The following is a 19,614-nucleotide window of genomic DNA, read 5'->3' as shown; positions in this document are numbered from 1 at the left end:
AAGTCGATATGCAATTACCCGATATTACCTCGCACTCTAATGTAGATTTTCAGTCACCTTTAAAATGGGTCGGCATGGAAAAAATAGCATTGCCTTTGAAGCTTGCACAAACTCATGTTGATGTGCACTTGAATACCAAAGCTGATGTGTTTGTTAGCCTTGATAGTGATGCTAAAGGCATTCATATGTCGCGTCTATATTTATTACTTAATCAGCAATTGGCTAAACAAAGCTTAACGAGTCAACGTGTTAACGAGTTTATGCAGGCTGTTTTAGCATCACAAAAAGGCTTAAGTAAAGGCGCAAAACTGGTGCTGCATTTTGATTTACCACAGCTAAAACCAGCGCTACTTAGCGACCATGCCGGATACAATGCTTACCCTGTCGTTTTAACGATTACTAAGAAGCAATCGCTCACCATTAACTTAAAAGTCGATATTGCCTACAGTAGCACGTGCCCGTGTTCAGCGGCATTATCGAGGCAGCTTTTGAGCGAGGCAGTCGATAAGCAATTTAGTGATGAGCATATAGATAAAGCCTCTTTACTCAATTGGCTTGCAAGTGAACAGGGCTCAATTGCAACTCCCCATAGCCAGCGCTCTTATGCGTATGTCGATGTCACTTTTAGTAGTGAAAAGCTACCTGATATTAGCGGCTTTATCACAGTATGTGAGCAAGCCATAGGCACCCCAGTACAAACCGCCGTAAAGCGTGAAGATGAACAAGCATTTGCTGCCCTTAACGCAAAAAACTTACTGTTTTGCGAAGATGCAGCAAGGCGATTGAAGCAGTGCTTCGAAACCATGCCGAGTATTGCTGATTACCAGTTTAAGGTTGAACACCAAGAAAGCTTACATGGCCACAATGCCGTGGTTTATGAGTCTAAGTATTAGGCCATGAACCTAAAATGGTTTACAAATTTTGACATTAGCGGTCGCAAAATATTGCTATTCATTTTCACAATGATAATGATACGAGCGCTAAAAATGATAAACATAATAATATAAAGGACGACTATGCGTTTTAAATTTATTGCTGCTGCAGTGGGTCTCGCTGTAGCAAATGTTGCTGTTGCCGACGAAGGCATGTGGCAACCTCACCAGCTACCAGAGCTTGAATCAGTGTTAAAAGCGAAAGGCTTGAGCATTGATGTAGAGTCAATTTCAAAATTAACAGAGTTTCCGATGAATGCGGTAATTAGCCTTGGTGGCTGTACAGCTTCGTTTGTTTCACCAAAAGGCTTAGTTGTCACAAACCATCACTGTGCCTATGGTTCGATTCAATATAACTCGACTACCGAAAACAATATTTTAGAAAATGGCTTTTTAGCTAAAACAACAGGCGAAGAAGTCCCAGCTGCGCCGGGTTCTCGTGTTTTTGTAACAGAGCAAGTAACCGACGTTACAGATAAAGTAAATAAAGGGACTGAACAGCTAACCGGTAAAGCACGTTTTGATGCAATTCAAGCAAATGAAAAAGCACTTGTTAGTGAGTGTGAGCAAGACAAGAGCTACCGCTGTAATGTGTATACTTTCCACGGTGGTCTTGAGTATTACCTTATTAAATCGCTAGAAATTAAAGATGTACGTTTAGCGTATGCCCCTGCTATGGGCGTAGGTAAATACGGCGGTGATATCGATAACTGGATGTGGCCGCGCCACACAGGTGATTTCTCGTTCTATCGCGCGTATGTTGGCAAAGATGGCAAGCCAGCTGAATATTCAGAAGATAACGTGCCGTACCAAAGTGATGCGTTTTTAAAAGTAAGCGCTAAAGGTGTTCAAGAAGGCGATTTTGTGATGGTTACCGGTTATCCGGGCAGCACAAACCGTTACCGTATTTCGCCTGAAGTTGATTACGTGTTTAACACAGCTTACCCATTAGCGCGTAAATATAACTCTAAATATGTCTCGTTAATTGAAGAAAATGCGCCTGAAGGTTCAGAGGCACGTATCGCTTATGAAAGCACGATTGCGGGTTACAACAACTATATTAAAAACTATGGCTCAATGATTGAGAGTTTCAATAAAGGGTCAATGTATAGCCGTAAGCAACAATTCGAAAAAGATCTCACTGCATGGATCAATGAAGATAGTAAGCGCAAAGCCAAATACGGACATGTACTTGCTGATTTATCTGCGCTAGTTGCACAGTCGCAAGAGCATAACCAGCGCGACCGCATGTTAGGTTACGTACACCGCTCGCAAATGATCTCAACTGCTCGACGTTTATACCGTTTAGCTTACGAGAAACAAAAGCCAGATGCTGAGCGCGAAAGCGGTTATCAAGAGCGTGATATGCCACGTATCGAGTCTCGTTTAAAAAGCATGAGCCGTCGTTATGATGAAGCCGTTGATAAAGCTATTTTACTGTACTTTATTGAGCAATACGCTGCATTACCTAAAGACGAGCGAGTTGCAGAGGTTGATAAAGCACTTGGCCTAACAAACGGTTTTGATAAACAAAAACAGCAAGCCTTGCTTGATGATATGTATGCTAAATCGGTTCTTGCAGATGAAAGCAAACGTTTATGGATGGCAGATCTTGACCTTGCTCAGTTAAAGCAAAGTAGCGATCCATTCATTCAGTATGCGCATGCAATATTTGCAGTCACAAAAGATATTGAAGATGCGAAAAAAGAACTGGCTGGTAAACAGCAAGCTGCTCGCCCTGCATTAATGGAAGCAATCATCGCTTATAACAAGGCACTTAATAAGCCAGTTTATGCTGATGCTAACAGCACCCTGCGTGTAACTTACGGTACGGTAGGCGGCTATTCACCGCAAGATGGCTTAGTGGCAACCCCCTTTACATCTTTAGAAGGACTACTTGCTAAAAACACTGGTGTTGAACCATTCAACTCACCAGAGAAACAAAACGAGTTAATTAAGCAAAAGCTTTATGGTGATTACACCGGCGGTATGAATACGGTTCCGGTTAACTTTTTATCGAATGTAGATACCACAGGCGGTAACTCAGGTTCACCAACGCTAAACGGTAATGCTGAGCTCGTTGGTTTGTTATTTGATGGTGTTTACGAAAGCATTATTGGTGATTGGGATTACGATGAAAATTTAAATCGCTCAATTCACGTTGATTCACGATATATGCTGTGGGTGATGGATAAAGTTGATAATGCTCAAAACCTACTTAAAGAGATGACTATCGTTAAGTAATCTAAGTTTAAGGTTAATTTAAGCATTAAAATGCCAGTCTAACAGACTGGCATTTTTGTTTTTTATAAAAATAAAAGTACTGAATTTCATAAGGTTGAAAAATATTTATAAAAATTAATTTTTCTTAAGTTTTATTTAAGTTTCGCTCGATAAATTTTACACATAACCTAAGTGGAGCGAACAATTATGCTTTCAGTTCAACAATCACATCAAACTCAAGTTCAAGAGCCTGCCTTTGTTTGCATGCGTGAAGGAGGCCAATTTCGTGACCGCCTCGAGCGTAATATTAAGCAAGGTTTTGCTGCAGCCTATGACGCGAAAATTTCGCAGTTCATGCCGCTTCTTTGTGAGCTTAATGTTGATGATGAAGTATGTACCTTAGGCCTTCGCTCTGCATCACAACCTTTGTTTATTGAACAATACCTCCCTGCGTCTATTGAGCACTTTGTTGGTGCCAAGCGTGAGCACATTTTTGAGCTAGGTAATTTATGCTCAACGCATCGAAAAGCCACCTTGGCACATTTTGTTTTAATGAACGAAGCACTCTATCAAGCAGGAGCAAATTATTTAGTGTTTTGTGCAACCCGCAAAGTGAGAGCGCTATTAAAAATGCTGGGTGTCAATTGCAAAGAAATCGGTGTTGCAAATGCGCAAGCACTTCAAGATCCAGCAAGCTGGGGTAGCTATTACGACAATCAACCAACCATCTGTGTGGTTGACCTAAACGAAGCTCATCAGCGTGTATTAAATACCCCCGTTTTATTCAATATCAAACAGCAGTGTTTACAGTCATCGCTTGAGCTTGCTGTATTTTTGGAGGCGTTATGAGTTGGTTAACACAGTTACCACATAAAGATAGCGATACCTTAATGGTTTGCCACAAAAGCGATGGTGTGCGCTCACTAACTAAACAAGAATTTACTGAACAAGTGACTCGCTTGCTACCTACCTTGGCAGAATTTGATGCCCAAGGGGTGGCTTATCAATTAGATAACACACCTGCTTGGTGTGTATTAGAAGCTGCGCTTAGCGAGCTTAAAAGAGTGGCTATTCCGCTACCAACGTTTTTTACTGCTCAGCAAATTGCGTTTGGTTTACAAAACAGTGGGGCAGGTTTATTTGTTTGTGACCGTGCTTACGAAGGCGAGCATGCTAAATTAGTGGCGTTAGTAGATGTATGTAAGCATTACCCTTTATATGTTTACCAATTGAGTAATACACAGCCTGTGCCATATTTTGCAAACACGCAAAAGATTACCTTTACGTCTGGCTCAACGGGCACACCAAAAGGCGTGTGTTTATCGCTTGAAAGCCAATTGCAGGTGGCAACATCACTTTATCAAAGCATTGGTTTAGAAAAACCAAACCATTTATGTTTACTGCCGCTACCTGTTTTGCTTGAGAATTTAGCCGGTGTGTATGCGCCGCTATTAGCGGGTGGCACGGTTAACTTAGTGCTTTTAGCTGAACTTGGTTTTTCAGGTGCACAGCTACTTGAACCACATAAATTAATAGCCGCAATTGAACGTACTGAGCCAAACACCCTTATTTTAGTGCCTGAGCTACTGACTTGTTTAGTGGCTTTTGCAAAGCAAGGCTGGCAAGCACCTAAAAGCTTAAAGTTTATTGCAGTAGGTGGCGCAGTTGTAAGCCAAGCGCTTATTAAGCAAGCTCGTGAGCTCGGTTTGCCAGTTTATCAAGGTTATGGTTTATCTGAATCTTCATCGGTGGTGAGTTTAAACACTCGCGATGATGATGACATTGACACCGCAGGGCGAGTACTTAAGCACATTCAATACAAAATTGAAAATGGCCAGCTTTATATCAAAGGCTCATTGTTTTTGGGGTATTTAGGTCAAGCAGCACAAGATGCTGATGACTGGTATGCAACCGGTGATCTCGTTACTGAGCAAGCAGGTCGCTTGGTTATTCAGGGCCGCTTGAAAAATCAGCTGATCACCAGCTTTGGGCGCAATATCAGTGCCGAGTGGCCAGAGTCGTTATTGCTTAGCCACAGCCAGGTACAACAAGCGGTGGTGATTGGCGAAGGTCAGGCATTTTTAGCCGCGCTTATCTATGCAAACGAAGCGATGAATGACGCTGAACTTGCTACCCATATTAGTGCACAAAATGCGCAACTACCCGAATACGCACAGATCAGAAAGTGGCATCGAATGACAGAGCCTATGAGCCACACGCAAGGTTTATTAACCAGCAATAATCGCCCTAAACGCGATGTTATTAATCAATTTTTTGCTAAAGAAATTTCAGCACTTTACCAAGAGGCGACCAGCATGAGTCAATTTTTCAATACATTACAAGCCGAAACACAGAAAGAACGTGACTACCTATTAGCTGCGCCGATTATTGGACGCGTTTTTAAAGGTGAAGTAAGCCTAAGTGAATATGCATCGTTCTTAACGCAAGCTTATCACCATGTTAAGCACACAGTACCACTGTTGATGGCAGTCGGTGCAAAGCTGAGCGATAAACAAGAGTGGCTGCGCGAAGCTGTTGCAGAATACATCGAAGAAGAGTTAGGCCACCAAGAATGGGTGCTAAACGATATTGCAGCCTGTGGTTTTGATAAAGAGCAAGTGCGTCATTCTCGTCCACAGTTTTCGACCGAATTAATGGTGTCGTATGCCTATGATGCAATTAATCGCGGAAACCCATTAGCATTCTTTGGCATGGTTCATGTGCTCGAAGGTACCTCGATTGCATTAGCCGATAATGCGGCAGGGCAAATCCGTGAGGTTGTAGGTTTACCTAAAAAGGCGTTTACCTACCTTACTTCGCACGGTGCACTGGATATTGAGCATGTGAAGTTTTTCGAAAACCTCATGAACAAAATTGATAACGAGGACGACCAGCAAGCCATCATTCACGCCGCAAAATGTTTTTATAAATTGTACGGCAATATTTTCCGTGACCTCGATATCGAGCCTTTCTTTAGCGAGGCTGACTTGGAGCAAAGCGCATGAGTAGCCCAGTTTGTGTGCTAACCGGTGCAACAGGGGGCATTGGCCGTGCTATTGCCCTTCGCCTTGCAAAAGAAGGTTGGCGTTTATTACTTGTTGGTCGAAATGTGAAGCAACTTGCTGCACTGCAATTGGAATGTGGCAATGATGCTGAGTATTTTCAGGCTGACCTAAGTAACAGCGAATCTCGCGATGACCTAGCTAAGTTTGCTCAGCAAATTGGCGGGGCAACGTTACTAATCAATAACGCAGGCGTTAATGTAATGCAGGGGTTTAGTGAAATTAGCGAACAGCAAATTGATCACCTGTTAAATATTAATCTGCATGTGCCTATTAAATTGTGTCAGCTGTTTTTACCTCAAGTGACCCGCAATAAAGGCACGATTGTCAATATTGGTTCATCGTTTGGCAGCATTGGTTATCCGTATCAAACCTTGTACTGCGCAAGCAAGTTTGGCCTAAGAGGGATGACCGAAGCCCTTGCCAGAGAGCTCAGCCACAGCGATGTGAAAGTATTGTATTTAGCGCCTCGTGCCACCGATACCGCGATTAATTCGCCGCAAGTACGCGCGATGAACAAAGAGCTGGGTAACACCATGGATCCGCCAGAAAAAGTGGCTGATGCATTAATAGATTTAATTAAATCAAAAAAACGTCGTCGTTTTATTGGTTTTCCAGAAACATTATTTGCCCGTATTAACGGCGCATTTCCATCACTCGTTGATAACGCAATAGCAAAACAACTTCCTAAAATTAAAAGTTTTTTTGCCAACTAAATTGATCAAGGTGAATGATTATGACTAAACTAAATTTAAAAGCCCTAATGATGTTAGGTGTTATCATGGCTGCGCCTGCAAAAGCCGACTTTAATAGCGATTTAAGTTCGGTGCAAAAGCAGTGGGCAGTGGTTAATTACGAATTAGTTGACGATGCGCAGTTAGATGCATTCGAAAAGTTAGCGAGCGAAACCGCAGAGTTTAGCAAAGCCAACGACCAGCAAGCAGCCAGCCATATTTGGTACGGTATTGTGTTATCGAGCTATGCAGGTGCAAAAGGGGGCTTAGGCGCGCTAGGTCTTGCAAAAGATGCGAAAGCACAATTTGAAAAAGCGCTAAGCCTAGATCCAAAAGCGCTTGATGGCTCGGCATACACAAGCCTTGCAACCTTATACGGTAAAGTACCAGGTTGGCCTATTGGTTTTGGTGATGACGATGAAGCGAAAAAACTGTTTAAGCAAGCGCTTGAGCTAAACCCGCGTGGTATCGATAGCAACTATTTATATGCGTCATTCCTGTATGACGAGCGCAAGTATAAATCAGCTAGAGAGTTTTTATTGGTTGCACAGCAAGCGCCAGCGCGCCCTGAAAGACCCAAAGCAGATCTTTACCGCCAACAAGAAATTACTAAACTATTGGCTAAGGTAGAGAAAAAAATAAAGAGATAAACTATGCATTTATTGCTCGTTGAAGACGACCATTTAGTGGCAGAAGGCCTGTGTCGCTCTTTACGTCAACAAGGATACAGTGTTGAACATAGTTCGACCGTTAAGTCAGCGATGCAATGGCTGCAAAATGATGAAATTGAGCTGGTAGTCCTTGATTTAGGACTACCAGACGGTGATGGTATCGACATTTTAAAACACATCAAAAAGCATCGTAAAAACCTGCCCGTGGTGATTTTAACTGCTCGGGGTAGTATTGATGATAAAGTCATGGGGCTTGATTTAGGTGCTGATGACTACCTAGCAAAGCCCTTTGATCCCGCAGAATTATTTGCCCGTCTTCGGGTTGCCAGCAGGCGTGTGACCCAAGCACAAACCAGCACTTTAAAAGTTGGTGATGTTGAAATGGACACCGCCGCTTTTACCGTGAGCTTTCAAGGTGAGCCAGTAAACTTGCCGCGCAAAGAGTTTATGCTCCTTAAAGCCTTGCTAGAAAACCAAGGTCGCGTGCAATCAAAACAGCAGTTAGAAAGTAAACTGTACGAATGGGGCGAAGAGGTGGGGTCTAATACCATCGAAGTACACATTCATCACTTGCGTAAAAAATTCCCAAAAGAGTTTATTAAAACCTTGCGCGGCATTGGTTATGTGGTGGGTAAACGCTAGTGTCAATTCGTAAAAGGCTGACTCTACTTATATTGTCTATGGTGATCTTAACCTGCTTTTTGGCATTTACTAAAGGTTACCGTGAAAGTATGAATCAGGCTGAAGCACTGCTCGATAACGAGCTGGTAACGCTGGCACATGTGTTAATCGAGCAGCCACTCAGTAAAGAAACCCCAGCTTATACCAGTGATTTACCGCAGTTATTGTTTCAAGTTTGGGTTGATGATAGCTTGGCCTCAAGCTCAAAATCATTGCAGCAAAATCTTAGTAATCAAAGTCAGTGGCAAACAGGGTTTAGTGTTGAGAACTTGGCTGGGCAACGAGTCAAAGTGTATCGCTTAAGCGAAGGCAATAAGCGAGTACTTATTGCAGAGCCTTTGAGCAAACGTGTGGCGCTAACCGAAACTGTGATTTTGTCGGCCATGACGCCGCTGTTATGGAGTGTGCCTATCCTTGCTCTCCTTATTAGTGTGTTTGTAAAACAAGGGCTTGCGCCACTAACTCGGTTATCAAATCAACTCAAACATCGTCAAGCAAATGACTTTACAGCTATTCCTTGGCAAACCCCAGAGCAAGAAATAAAACCCGTAATTAGCCGCTTAAATGATCTATTCAAACGGGTTGAAAGTGCCTATTTACGAGAGCGCTTTTTTGCCTCTGATGCGGCCCACGAACTGCGTACTCCGCTCAGTAGTTTAAAAATCAATGTGCATAATTTAGTGGCTCAAGGTGTTGAGAGTGTTGAGCTTGATGCGATGGAAAAAGGCGTTGATAAGCTGAGCAATATAGTTGAACAAATGCTGATTTTGGGGCGTACCTATCCAGAGCAATGGCAAGCGCAATTTAGCCCTGTGTCGGTGTTAGAAATTAGCCAGCAGGTTGCCTCACAACTTTATGATCGTATTGACGAAAAAGAGCACACAATTAGCATTGATGGCGATGATTTTATCATCGCCGGTGACGAATTCACCTTAGTTACTTTGTTTGGCAATTTACTGAGTAACGCCATAAAATATACCCCAGCTGCGGGAGAGATTTGTATTACTCTGAAAACCGAAAATAATCGTTTTATCTGGCAAATAGATGACTCGGGCCCCGGCATTGATGAAGCTCAAAAACAGCGTATTTTTAACCGTTTTTACCGTGTGGGTGGCGATAAACATCCCTCTGGTGAACAAGGAGCCGGGCTTGGTATGGCCATTGTTGAACATATAGTTTCGATTTATAACGCTGATATTGCTTTAGCTGACAGTCACCTTGGTGGCTTGCGGGTGAGTGTCTCTTTTATGCAAGGAGATGTCAGTGAATAAATGGATTTTGGCAATTTCTATGTTGTTACTATGTATGTCGTCTTGGCTTGCCTATGCCAAAGAGTACAAGCTGATTTTAAAAGATCACTTGTTTTACCCAGCTGAAATTAAAGTTCCTGCCAATAAAAAGCTACGTTTACTCATCGAAAACCAAGATGACACGCCAGAAGAGTTCGATAGCTTTGACTTAAACCGTGAAAAAGTACTCTACCCAGGTCGGACGAGTGTCATTTATATCGGACCGCTCAGCCCTGGGCGTTATGACTTTTTTGGTGAATTTTCGCCTAATACAGCCAGAGGAACTGTCGTGGCTACGGAGGTGAATGATGCTGATAACTAGTTTATTAATGAGCATTAATCAGCTTTTGCCTGTGGTGATTTTAGCCGTGCTTTTGAGTTTAATTGTGCCTTTAAGTCAGCGCCAACTGAGTATTTATGCAGTGATTGGTACGCTACTAAGCTTAGTGTTTGTGCAAGGCGCTGCTTGGCTGAGTCAGTTATTTGATCACAGAGGCTTAGAGTTTATTCAAATGCTACTGTGTATTGTCATCTTTATCGCTGCATTAATTAGCTGTCAGCAACGAAGCATAGCGGCTGCGCTGGCCTTGATTGCAACCATGACGTTGTATTTAAGCCATTATATGATTTATTTAGTCAGTTTTTGGCACAGTAAAGATACTGCTGAGCCATTGATACTGGGTACATCTTTAGGTGTGGGCATTTGTATTAGCTTTGGCGTGTTGTTGTTCTTTTTGCTTGAGAGTATTGCTAAGCGCGTAGGCGAGCAGCCATTGGTTGTGTTGCTTGCCTTAAATGCAACGGCAAAGCTATTGATATTTATTGATTTAGCAAGTCAGATCGATTTACTCGATGTGACCTCAAATTATTTAGATTGGCGTGGGTTTTTAATTGAAAACTCAGAGCTTGGGCGCGTATTAAAAGCCTTAGTGGGCTACGAAGCTACGCCGAGTAAAACCGCGCTATGGGTGTATGTCGTTGCTACGTTGGGGTTTATCGCTTTAGCCCACGTTTTAAAAACTAAAAAGACCAAGGAGCCAGTATGCGGTTCTTAATAGTTAGTTTAAGTTGCTTGTTTTTATTAAGTATTAGCCAAGTTGCTCAGGCTGATGGCATGGTGGTTGATAAAGTGTACCACCCTTATGTATTGCCTTTTGAGCGCGAAGTTGAGTGGCGTTTGGTGTCTAGGCAAACTGATAGCGGTAATGTGCTTGCACAGCGTGCAGGCTTTGGCGGCGCAATTAACGACACCATGAGCCTTGAGGGCTACTTAGTTGGCGAGCGCGATGATAACGGTGACTTTGGTTTATCTTCGTATGAAGTAGAATTACGTTGGCAATTGGTCGAGCAAGGTCGTTTGTGGGCCGATTGGGGAGCATTATTTGAGCTTGAAAAACAGCATACACTCGATGCATACGAAGCAACGACCGGCTTTTTATGGGAAAAAGAGTTTGGCCGTACAAGCCTGACTATGAACGCATTTTTAGTGTATGAATGGGGGGCTGATATTGAAAACGAGTGGGAAAGTGAGTTTCGCTTACAGTATCGTTATCGCTATCGTTCGGCTTTTCAACCATCGATCGAAATATACGCGGGTGAGGACTTTATTGGAGTAGGTCCTGGCTTTACTGGCTTACACAGATTTAGCCCTAAACGCCAGCTAAAATGGGAAGCAGGTTTTATTAGTGAGCTTAGCCAATCAGGCAAAGATCATAGCTTTCGCTTGGCTTTAGAGTTTGAATTTTAATGTCGATAGTGTTTGACTTATCAAACTAACTCTATATAGTGGGCACCAGCTAGAAAGAAAGCGTGTAATTAATAAATCTTTATTTCGTTGTTGTATAAGTAATACTTGTAGTACCGTCCTGAAGTTTTTAAGTACCATCTCATTTTTTGCTACACCCGCCCACTAGGGCATGTTTAATTTTTTATATCAGGAATAATACTATGTCTAACATCGTATCAGGTACAGTTAAGTGGTTTAACGAATCTAAAGGTTTTGGTTTCATCGAGCAAGAAAATGGTCCAGACGTTTTCGCTCACTTCAGCGCTATCAAAAGCGAAGGTTTCAAAACTTTAGCTGAAGGCCAACGTGTAGAGTTCACTCTTTCACAAGGTCAAAAAGGTCCTCAAGCGGATAACATCACTCCGTTATAATTTTTACTTTTAGTAAAAGTTAAGAAGAAGCAAGCTACGGCTTGCTTTTTTTATGCCTAAAAATTGACTGAGCTAGTGAATATTTCTATATTTAATGCAGCTATGTCATTAGAGTGTATTAATTATCTTAAAATATTTGTTGTTAGCATGCCTAAGCTTTGCACCTGTAGTATTGGCAAAAGATAGTGTCACCATCTACACCGAGCAATTTCCGCCGTATAACTTCTCAAATAAAGGGCATTTAGAAGGCATAAACCTCGAGTTTGTTAAAGCAATGTGCGTTGATGCAAACATTGAATGCCAATTCGAGCTCTTACCTTGGTCTCGGGCGTATCACTTAGCTCAGCAAAAGCCGCTGTCAGGTCTGGTCTCTACAGCACGTATTCCCGACCGTGAAGAGTTATTCAAGTGGGTTGGTCCAATGGCTTCCTCTCGTAACTTTTTTTATCGCTTGCAATCAAATGACCGCATTAATCCCATCGACTTATCGCAAGTGAAAGATCATAGCCTGTGCGTAGTAAGAGATAGTATTTACGAAAAGTTTGTAGAAAGCATTGGCTTTGAAGGTGATAAAAACCTTCTTAAAGTGAGTCACTATTACGAGTGTATTAATTTATTTTTCAAAAATAAAATAGAGCTCATTATTGGCTCAGAGCTGTCGTTTAAATACCAATTAATGCAGTATGGTCACCAAGGTAGAGAAGTGGTTAAGTTGGTTGAGTTGCCACTTAATGGCACGGTTGGTAACTTTCTAGCGTTAAATAAGGCCTTACCCGAAGAGCTTGTAAGCCGATTACAGGCAAGTTATGACAAGCTCAGTAAACAAGGGTTATTAGAGACTTATATTGAGCAATATAAGGCGAATTAAGGTCGCTGCGCGAGCATCATCACTGCATTGTATCTTGGTGTCATAATCACCTCATTAAACGCAGCCTTTAAGGCATCGACATAACGTTGGTCGGTATTAATATTTGCGGCAAGATAGCCTTTCATGGTTAAAAAGTCGATTGCATGAGCAAAGCTGAAACGAGTTTCATCCAGCGCTAATTGCTCAGCCATAGCTGCAATATAGTTCTTATCATCAATGATTAAATCAACCTTGCCCGACATCAACAGTTGATACGACTTATTGATATCAGAGGTATATACCACAGTATAACCACGCTCTGTTAAGCGCTGCGCCGCTAAATCATGACGCTGAACCGCTATCTTATATTGTTTTGCTTGCTCGTTTGCTGTGATGTTTATATCGCTGCGAGAGCTCAGCTTCACAAAGCCCATTTGGTAGGTTGCCACTTCACCAATCCAATGAAAGTGTTTTTCGCGTTCAGCAGTTTTCGCCATACTATAAATAAAGATATTCGGTTTCTTCAGTGCCATATTGTAAGCACGGGCCCAAGGGTAAAGCTCTATATTCGCGTTCAAATTAGCTTTAGCAAAAATTGCTTTCACAAGCTCGGTGCTCTCACCGGCAACTTGGTTATTGATTAGAGTTTGATTAGGTGGCGACAGTTCAGTCACAACGGTTAGGGTCGGCTTACTCAGTGCTGGCCAACTAAAGAAAAGAATTAGCAAATAAAGTCGTAAATAGTTCATTTATGTACTTAAAAGGACTTAGTAATTAAATCTTAGCACATAAAACGATAAAAGGGCCTTGCGGCCCTTGGTGAAGTATCGTTCAAGTCAGATAGACCTTTAACCCCTTAAAGTCCTATCCTATTGTTTTGCAACTACGGCTCATCTCATTAAGTTTCTAAGCTAGCGAGAGGAAAAAACCTGCAATTGCTGCACTCATGAGGTTAGCCATAGATCCTGCTAACACTGCTCTGAGCCCTAAGCGTGCGATATCCTTTCGCCGACTAGGCGCCATACCGCCTAATCCACCTAGTAAAATTGCTATCGATGATAAGTTAGCAAACCCACATAACGCGAATGTGACAATCGCTTGTGTGTGCGCACTTAACGTATCGCGATAATTAATAAAGTCGAGGTAAGCAACAAATTCGTTAACTACAACCTTCTGACCTATAAAACTGCCTGCGATTACTGCTTCGTTCCACGGTACACCTAATAACCATGCAACTGGAGCGAATACGTAACCTAAAATTTCTTGTAGCGTTAATGTTGGATGATCAAACCAACCACCAATACCGCCTAATAACCCATTTAGAAGTGCAATAAGTGCTACGAAAGCAAGTAACATCGCACCTACGTTAAGTGCTAGTTGCATACCGTTTGCGGCACCTGATGCGGCTGCATCAATTACGTTAACCGGTTTTTCTTCTTGTACGTCTAAATCAGCTAAATCTTCTTTCGGTGTTTCGGTCTCTGGCACAATCATTTTTGCCATTAAGAAACCACCTGGTGCCGCCATAAAGCTGGCTGCAATTAAGTATTTAAGCTCTACACCAATTGTTACGTAACCTGCCATAACAGAACCGGCTACAGTAGCAAGGCCACCAACCATTACCGCAAATAGCTCTGACTTAGTCATGCTGGCGATAAATGGTTTAACAATCAATGGTGCTTCTGTTTGGCCAACGAAAATATTGGCGGTTGCAGAAAGCGATTCAGGGCGCGAGGTTTTCAATAGCTTTTGTAAGCCACCGCCTAGAATCTTGATTATCCAATCCATCACCCCGATGTGATACAACACAGCAACCAATGCTGAGAAGAACACGATAACGGGCAATACTTGTATCGCAAAAATAAACCCTAAGGTATCTTGCGATGCCAGTGAGCCAAATAAGAAGCTAATCCCGTCATTGGCATAACCAATAACTGATGAGACTCCTCGAGACATACTTGCCAGTACGTTTTTGCCCACTTCGAAGAACAAGACAAAGCCACCAATTAACACTTGAAGTAAAAAGGCGATGCCCACAGTTCTTAAATTAATTGCTTTACGGTTCGTTGAAGCCGCAAAAGCAATGCCTAGTAGCACAACAATGCCTACTAAGCTCATAAATGTTGTCATACTGACTGTTTCCCGTTGTTATTGTTGCAGTAAATATTTTATTTTACTTTTAATTATATCAATGGCAACGCGATTCATACCGCCGCGTGTGACTACGAGATCAGCTTTGTGCTTTGATGGCTCAATAAACTGATAAAACATAGGTCGCACTGTCGCTTGATATTGATCAACAACGGACTGTAATGTTCTGCCACGCTGCTCCATATCTCGTTGCATACGGCGCATAAGGCAGATATCTAACGGTGTATCAATGAACACCTTAATATCAAATTCTTTTCGAAGTGCCGGATCACTCAATAGCAAAATACCTTCAACGATAAGTACTTTTGCAGGTGCTACTCGGCGCGTTTCATCGCTACGGGTATGCATTGCATAGTCATAAGTTGGTACGTCTACTGATTTTCCAGCGCGCAATTGAAGTAAGTGCTCATGCAAAAGCTCATGCTCGAAAGCATCAGGATGGTCGTAATTGGTTTGCGTTCGATGGTCAAACGGCAAATGCGACTGGTCTTTGTAATAAGCATCTTCTTCGATCACTGCGATCGCGCCCGGTTCAAGCTCATTGACTAATTCGTTATAAATTGTCTTGCTAAAAAGAGACTTGCCCGACGCAGATGCGCCAGCAATAGCTATAATTGTTCGTGTCACTAAAGTTCTCGCCCACACAGAAGGAAACATTGTTAGGTAGATCACAATAGCAAAAAAGACACGATTAATCTCTTTTGCTTCGCTTAGAGATGCAAATTTATAATGTTTCTGTTTTATGAAACAGGACTTATGTCCTGTACCAAAAATTCGAAGAGCATATAAAGTATTCACATATTGATAACGAGGTACCCATGGCAAGAGCACTCATCTTAATGGCAGATAGCCTAGGAATTGGCGCAGCACCTGACGCAGAGAAGTTTGGTGATGTAGGCGCAAATACCTTTGCTCATTTACTTAAAGCCTATGCAGAAGAAACTGGTGAGCACTTATCGCTACCTAATCTTACCCGTTTAGGTTTAGCTGATGCATGCGAAGCCGCAGGCAAAGAGCCTTGTTTAGTTAGTGACCGTCAAGCACCTATTGGCGCATGGGGTTACGCTAAAGAGTTATCAAGTGGTAAAGACACGCCTTCAGGGCACTGGGAAATGGCCGGTGTACCTGTGTTATTTGATTGGGGTTACTTCCCTAATACACAGCCGTGTTTTCCACAAGAATTTGTTGATGAGCTAATTGCTCGCGCTGAGATTCCTGGCATTTTAGGTAACTGTTATGCCTCAGGAACAACCATTTTAGAACAGCTAGGTGAAGAACATATGCAAACCGGTATGCCGATTTGCTACACCTCAGTTGATAGCGTGTTTCAAATAGCCGCGCACGAAGAATCATTTGGACTGGAGAAACTTTATCAGGTTTGCGAAATCGCACGGGCGCTGCTTGATGAAATGAACATAGGAAGAGTGATTGCGCGGCCATTTTTGGGTTCGAGCCGTGACGATTTTGCCCGCACAGGTAATCGTCGTGACTATTCGGTGTTGCCACCGTCGCCAACCTTGCTTGATAAATTATCGCAAGACGGCGGTGAAGTGATCAGTATTGGTAAAATTGCCGATATCTATGCGCACCAAGGCATCACCCAAAAACACAAAGCGCCAGGGCTAATGAACTTGCTTGAGAAAACCTCAGAAGTGATTGCAAGCGCACCTGAGCATAGTTTGATTTTTACAAACTTAGTTGATTTTGATGAAAAGTACGGTCATCGCCGTAATGCAGTTGGCTATGCTAAAGCATTAAAAGAGTTTGATGATTACCTACCGACCATCTTAAATCAGCTAAATAGTGATGATGTGTTAATTATCACAGCCGATCACGGATGTGATCCAACAGCAGCAGGCACTGACCATACACGTGAATACGTGCCAGTACTTGCATACCAACCGGGCATGACAAACACCCCGCTTGGAGAACGAGCTAGTTTTGCAGACATAGGTCAAACCCTTGCCCAGTGGTTTAATCTTCCTGCACTTGAATACGGTGATAGTTTTAACGACAAGCTATTAGCGAACAAAAAAGGAAACCAATAATGAGTACTCCTCATATCAGCGCCAATGTAGGCGAATTTGTAGAAACGGTATTAATGCCGGGTGATCCGCTTCGCGCTCAATACATTGCTGAAAACTTTTTAGATGACGCAAAACAAGTAACAGGCGTTCGTAATATGTATGGTTTTACCGGTACCTACAAAGGTAAACCAGTTAGTATTATGGGCTCTGGAATGGGTATTCCATCAATGTCAATTTATGCCCGTGAATTGATCGTTAGTTACGGCGTTAAAAATCTAATCCGTATTGGTACCTGTGGCGGTATTGGTAGCGATATCAAAATCCGTGACGTTATCTTTGCACAAGGTGCAAGCACAGATTCAAACGTAAACCGTGCGCGCGTTCGCGGTTACGACTTTGCCGCAATTGCTGATTTTGGTTTACTACTTAACGGCGTAAACGCAGCAAAAGAATTAGGCATTGAAGCGAAAGTAGGTAATGTATTTACAACAGATACATTCTACCAAGCAGATAACACATTCTATCAAGAATTAGACAAGCTAGGCGTACTTGCTGTTGATATGGAAACAGCTGGCATGTACGGCGTAGCTGCTGAATACGGCGCAAAAGCGATGGCACTATTTACTGTGAGTGACCACGTAATCACTGGTGAAGCGACACCAAGCGAAGAGCGCCAAAGCACTTTTAACGAAATGGTTAAAATTGCTTTAGAATCAATTTAAATAAGTTCCTTGGTAACGTATTCACTGAAATTTGGAAACACGCCCAAAGTGAAGTGAGACTAACCTCAAAGCCGCATTTATGCGGCTTTTTTTATAGCTACAAGTTTACCTGCGTAAAATCCTGCCCGCATCTCGCAACCGCCCCTTAAAACTTGAAAATTCAACTAACTGTTGCCACTTTTAATAGAGGAACAATAATTGAGGATGTGTATGTCTAATTGGGTTGAAGCTAAGGTAAAAGACGTTAAATGGTGGACCGACTCATTATTTAGCTTAATCGTTAATGCCGATGTTGAGCCATTCACGGCGGGGCAGTTTACAAAGCTTGCGATGCAAGTAGGTGATAAACGTGTAGCTCGTGCATATTCTTATGTGAATGCGCCGAACAATCCCGACCTCGAGTTTTATCTTATTAATGTCAAAGACGGTCAACTTTCTCAACAACTCGCACAATTAAAGCCGGGTGACTCTGTGACTATAGAGCGCCGCGCGACAGGTTTTTTTACCCTTGATGAAGTACCAAGCAGTGAGCAGCTTTATATGCTGAGTACAGGTACTGCGCTTGGGCCTTTTATTTCAATATTAGAGCAGGGCGAAGTGTGGCAAAAGTTTGAGCATGTTCATTTAGTGCATGGAGTTCGTCTTAACGAGGACTTAAGTTATCAAGAACGCATTAAAGCGCTACAGCTGCAGTACCCAAATCTTTACTATTCGCCTGTAGTCAGCCGAGAGTCAGCCACAATAGGTTTTAATGGCCGGATCACAGACGTAATTAAAGATCATCGTTTATTTGATGTAATAGGGCGCCCAACTGTACCTGATACCGCACAATTTATGATTTGCGGTAACCCACAAATGGTAAAAGATACTACGGCTATTTTGTTAGAGCTTGGTTTTAGCCGCAACAGACGCCGTGAACCAGGGCAGATCACAGTAGAGCAATATTGGTAAAAAACTATGCCAAACAGCTAGAATTTGCTACCTTAGCGCCTCAAATCAGGAATGATGCATTTAGGAAAAGTATGAAACCGTTATTTTTTGCAATCAGTTTATTACTCTCTTGGCAGTCAATTGCAAGTGACGAAACCACCGAACAAACCCAACCTCAAACGAGCAATGAACAAAAAGTCGAAAAGAAGGACGTACCTAGCTTAGAGTTTATTGAAGAAAAGCCAGCTACAGAGCAAAAATCAGCGTCTGAAACTGAAAAAGCGACTGTAGAAGCCGCTCAAGTAGAAGAAAAAGCTGAAGAAGCTGCGAAGGCAACGAGTGAAACAACCACAAGCAGCGACGAACAAAAAGCGACAGCCGCAGCCTTAAAAGCGCTTGCAGAAGTTGATGATAGCAAAGTACTCGGTACACAAACCCCTGCACCTGCAGAGCAACCAAAAACAGTTGCCGAAAAACAGCAAGCCGTTGCAGAAGCAGAAAAAGCCGTTAACCAAGCTAAAGAAGCACTAACAGCGAAGCAGCAAGAAAAAGCACGTCAGTCACGTGAATCGATGGCGGTGATTGAACAGCTGATTGCAGCTTATAATGCTCGTAACATTGATGCTTTTATTAAGATGTACGATGAAAACGTTGAGTTTTATACATTCCCGAATGAGTTGATGTTCACCGGTAAAGAAAAACTCATTGCACGATACGGCATCATGTTTAAAAAGCTAAAGTGCATTAAATCATCGCCAATTAAACGCATTGTACTTGGCAACATCGTGATTGATCACGAACTGTCTGAAACCTGTACACAAGACCCTAAAGTCGTCGACAAGCGCTCTGAGTTCGTTACCAGCTACAAAATAGAAAATGGCAAAATAACCAAAGTGTTATTCTTCCGTTAGAAAAAAGAGCAGCCCAGCTGCTCTTTTTTTATGGGGTCAAGTTACAAGTTAGCGAGTTACAAGGGGAAAGGTGAAAGTTAGCGAGAGTAAAGTTAGCGAGAGTAAAGTTAGCGAGAGTAAAGGTACGAGTAACGAGATGCGAGATATGAGATGCGAGATTCGAGGTAGCAGCGATTTTACATCGCGTCCTAGCGCCTATGACGCGGGATAAACCTGCTGCTACATGTAGGCGTGAAACTTGTTTCGCGCGTCTGATCGATGAAGGCTTCTATATGTT

Annotated in this window: 20 protein-coding genes and 1 pseudogene; 18 read left to right on the top strand and 3 right to left on the bottom strand. The window is 42.5% G+C overall.

What is annotated here, in order from left to right; all coding sequences use genetic code 11:
- Window positions 1-8 precede the first annotated feature (8 nt).
- From folE2 to WA256_RS05075, 14 genes and pseudogenes are all read left to right on the top strand, one after another.
- Window positions 9-893, top strand: coding sequence for a GTP cyclohydrolase FolE2 (gene folE2, locus WA256_RS05140; RefSeq protein ID WP_269408568.1), 885 nt, complete (start codon window positions 9-11; stop codon window positions 891-893).
- A 123-nt stretch (window positions 894-1,016) separates the two neighbouring features.
- Window positions 1,017-3,176, top strand: coding sequence for a S46 family peptidase (locus WA256_RS05135; RefSeq protein WP_335989466.1), 2,160 nt, complete (start codon window positions 1,017-1,019; stop codon window positions 3,174-3,176).
- A 186-nt stretch (window positions 3,177-3,362) separates the two neighbouring features.
- Window positions 3,363-4,004 carry a thermostable hemolysin gene (locus WA256_RS05130; protein ID WP_442961418.1) on the top strand — a complete coding sequence of 214 codons (642 nt, stop codon included), beginning with the start codon at window positions 3,363-3,365 and terminating at the stop codon, window positions 4,002-4,004.
- A pseudogene (locus WA256_RS05125) lies at window positions 4,001-5,458 on the top strand (AMP-binding protein); the annotation flags it as partial. The gene WA256_RS05130 and the pseudogene WA256_RS05125, both read left to right, overlap by 4 nt.
- Window positions 5,459-5,470: 12 nt before the next feature.
- Window positions 5,471-6,160 (top strand): TenA family transcriptional regulator, encoded by a 690-nt coding sequence (locus WA256_RS05120; protein WP_205989601.1) that lies wholly within the window; start codon window positions 5,471-5,473, stop codon window positions 6,158-6,160.
- Window positions 6,157-6,933, top strand: coding sequence for an SDR family oxidoreductase (locus tag WA256_RS05115; protein WP_054563176.1), 777 nt, complete (start codon window positions 6,157-6,159; stop codon window positions 6,931-6,933). Before WA256_RS05120 ends, WA256_RS05115 begins: the two co-directional genes overlap by 4 nt.
- Before the next feature lie 20 nt (window positions 6,934-6,953).
- Window positions 6,954-7,601 (top strand): tetratricopeptide repeat protein, encoded by a 648-nt coding sequence (locus WA256_RS05110; RefSeq protein ID WP_062565412.1) that lies wholly within the window; start codon window positions 6,954-6,956, stop codon window positions 7,599-7,601.
- 3 nt (window positions 7,602-7,604) lie between these two features.
- Entirely contained in the window at window positions 7,605-8,264 is a 660-nt protein-coding gene (locus WA256_RS05105) for a response regulator transcription factor (protein WP_063528423.1), read from the top strand.
- Window positions 8,264-9,574, top strand: a complete 1,311-nt coding sequence (locus WA256_RS05100; protein ID WP_130167461.1) for an ATP-binding protein — start codon at window positions 8,264-8,266, stop codon at window positions 9,572-9,574. The genes WA256_RS05105 and WA256_RS05100 overlap by 1 nt, the downstream gene beginning before the upstream one ends.
- 19 nt (window positions 9,575-9,593) lie before the next feature.
- Window positions 9,594-9,914 carry a cupredoxin domain-containing protein gene (locus WA256_RS05095; RefSeq protein ID WP_082422995.1) on the top strand — a complete coding sequence of 107 codons (321 nt, stop codon included), beginning with the start codon at window positions 9,594-9,596 and terminating at the stop codon, window positions 9,912-9,914.
- Window positions 9,898-10,647, top strand: a complete 750-nt coding sequence (locus WA256_RS05090; RefSeq protein ID WP_335989461.1) for an iron transporter — start codon at window positions 9,898-9,900, stop codon at window positions 10,645-10,647. The genes WA256_RS05095 and WA256_RS05090 overlap by 17 nt, the downstream gene beginning before the upstream one ends.
- Window positions 10,635-11,339 (top strand): hypothetical protein, encoded by a 705-nt coding sequence (locus WA256_RS05085; RefSeq protein ID WP_251602164.1) that lies wholly within the window; start codon window positions 10,635-10,637, stop codon window positions 11,337-11,339. Before WA256_RS05090 ends, WA256_RS05085 begins: the two co-directional genes overlap by 13 nt.
- 200 nt (window positions 11,340-11,539) lie before the next feature.
- The gene (locus WA256_RS05080) at window positions 11,540-11,749 is read left to right on the top strand and encodes a cold-shock protein (protein WP_004587186.1); all 210 of its coding nucleotides are present in this window, start codon (window positions 11,540-11,542) and stop codon (window positions 11,747-11,749) included.
- Window positions 11,750-11,921: 172 nt separating this feature from the next.
- Window positions 11,922-12,617, top strand: coding sequence for a substrate-binding periplasmic protein (locus tag WA256_RS05075; protein WP_253048936.1), 696 nt, complete (start codon window positions 11,922-11,924; stop codon window positions 12,615-12,617).
- On the opposite strand, the gene WA256_RS05070 is transcribed toward WA256_RS05075, so the two are convergent.
- The 3 genes from WA256_RS05070 to udk form a co-directional block, all read right to left on the bottom strand.
- Window positions 12,614-13,345, bottom strand: a complete 732-nt coding sequence (locus WA256_RS05070) for a substrate-binding periplasmic protein (RefSeq protein ID WP_335989451.1) — start codon at window positions 13,343-13,345, stop codon at window positions 12,614-12,616. The two genes, WA256_RS05075 and WA256_RS05070, sit on opposite strands and share 4 nt — an antisense overlap.
- A gap of 157 nt (window positions 13,346-13,502) precedes the next feature.
- The gene (locus WA256_RS05065) at window positions 13,503-14,726 is read right to left on the bottom strand and encodes a NupC/NupG family nucleoside CNT transporter (RefSeq protein WP_054563193.1); all 1,224 of its coding nucleotides are present in this window, start codon (window positions 14,724-14,726) and stop codon (window positions 13,503-13,505) included.
- An 18-nt stretch (window positions 14,727-14,744) separates the two neighbouring features.
- A complete protein-coding gene (gene udk, locus WA256_RS05060; protein WP_054553619.1) occupies window positions 14,745-15,374 on the bottom strand; it encodes a uridine kinase in 630 nt (209 codons plus the stop codon).
- Between the two features lie 191 nt (window positions 15,375-15,565).
- Here udk and WA256_RS05055 point away from each other — a divergent pair, with 191 nt between their 5' ends.
- From WA256_RS05055 to WA256_RS05040, 4 genes are all read left to right on the top strand, one after another.
- The gene (locus WA256_RS05055) at window positions 15,566-16,795 is read left to right on the top strand and encodes a phosphopentomutase (protein WP_130151981.1); all 1,230 of its coding nucleotides are present in this window, start codon (window positions 15,566-15,568) and stop codon (window positions 16,793-16,795) included.
- Window positions 16,795-17,496 carry a purine-nucleoside phosphorylase gene (deoD, locus tag WA256_RS05050; protein WP_335989442.1) on the top strand — a complete coding sequence of 234 codons (702 nt, stop codon included), beginning with the start codon at window positions 16,795-16,797 and terminating at the stop codon, window positions 17,494-17,496. The genes WA256_RS05055 and deoD overlap by 1 nt, the downstream gene beginning before the upstream one ends.
- Window positions 17,497-17,706: 210 nt before the next feature.
- Window positions 17,707-18,447, top strand: coding sequence for a ferredoxin--NADP reductase (locus tag WA256_RS05045; RefSeq protein WP_062565402.1), 741 nt, complete (start codon window positions 17,707-17,709; stop codon window positions 18,445-18,447).
- Window positions 18,448-18,518: 71 nt separating this feature from the next.
- A complete protein-coding gene (locus tag WA256_RS05040; protein WP_335989437.1) occupies window positions 18,519-19,337 on the top strand; it encodes a nuclear transport factor 2 family protein in 819 nt (272 codons plus the stop codon).
- Window positions 19,338-19,614: the final 277 nt, after the last annotated feature.

Origin of the sequence: Pseudoalteromonas sp. CH_XMU1449-3, assembly GCF_037027245.1 — a bacterium.
Taxonomy (GTDB): domain Bacteria; phylum Pseudomonadota; class Gammaproteobacteria; order Enterobacterales; family Alteromonadaceae; genus Pseudoalteromonas; species Pseudoalteromonas shioyasakiensis.
Note: the sequence above shows the minus strand (reverse complement) of the source record. Positions and strands in the feature narration are given on the sequence as shown.

Coding starts and splice junctions, on each gene's coding strand:
- folE2 (WP_269408568.1), top strand. CDS start 9: ATGCAATTACCCGATATTACCTCGCACTCTAATGTAGATTTTCAGTCA.
- WA256_RS05135 (WP_335989466.1), top strand. CDS start 1,017: ATGCGTTTTAAATTTATTGCTGCTGCAGTGGGTCTCGCTGTAGCAAAT.
- WA256_RS05130 (WP_442961418.1), top strand. CDS start 3,363: ATGCTTTCAGTTCAACAATCACATCAAACTCAAGTTCAAGAGCCTGCC.
- WA256_RS05120 (WP_205989601.1), top strand. CDS start 5,471: ATGAGTCAATTTTTCAATACATTACAAGCCGAAACACAGAAAGAACGT.
- WA256_RS05115 (WP_054563176.1), top strand. CDS start 6,157: ATGAGTAGCCCAGTTTGTGTGCTAACCGGTGCAACAGGGGGCATTGGC.
- WA256_RS05110 (WP_062565412.1), top strand. CDS start 6,954: ATGACTAAACTAAATTTAAAAGCCCTAATGATGTTAGGTGTTATCATG.
- WA256_RS05105 (WP_063528423.1), top strand. CDS start 7,605: ATGCATTTATTGCTCGTTGAAGACGACCATTTAGTGGCAGAAGGCCTG.
- WA256_RS05095 (WP_082422995.1), top strand. CDS start 9,594: ATGTTGTTACTATGTATGTCGTCTTGGCTTGCCTATGCCAAAGAGTAC.
- WA256_RS05090 (WP_335989461.1), top strand. CDS start 9,898: ATGATGCTGATAACTAGTTTATTAATGAGCATTAATCAGCTTTTGCCT.
- WA256_RS05085 (WP_251602164.1), top strand. CDS start 10,635: ATGCGGTTCTTAATAGTTAGTTTAAGTTGCTTGTTTTTATTAAGTATT.
- WA256_RS05080 (WP_004587186.1), top strand. CDS start 11,540: ATGTCTAACATCGTATCAGGTACAGTTAAGTGGTTTAACGAATCTAAA.
- WA256_RS05070 (WP_335989451.1), bottom strand. CDS start 13,345: ATGAACTATTTACGACTTTATTTGCTAATTCTTTTCTTTAGTTGGCCA.
- WA256_RS05065 (WP_054563193.1), bottom strand. CDS start 14,726: ATGACAACATTTATGAGCTTAGTAGGCATTGTTGTGCTACTAGGCATT.
- WA256_RS05055 (WP_130151981.1), top strand. CDS start 15,566: ATGGCAAGAGCACTCATCTTAATGGCAGATAGCCTAGGAATTGGCGCA.
- deoD (WP_335989442.1), top strand. CDS start 16,795: ATGAGTACTCCTCATATCAGCGCCAATGTAGGCGAATTTGTAGAAACG.
- WA256_RS05045 (WP_062565402.1), top strand. CDS start 17,707: ATGTCTAATTGGGTTGAAGCTAAGGTAAAAGACGTTAAATGGTGGACC.
- WA256_RS05040 (WP_335989437.1), top strand. CDS start 18,519: ATGAAACCGTTATTTTTTGCAATCAGTTTATTACTCTCTTGGCAGTCA.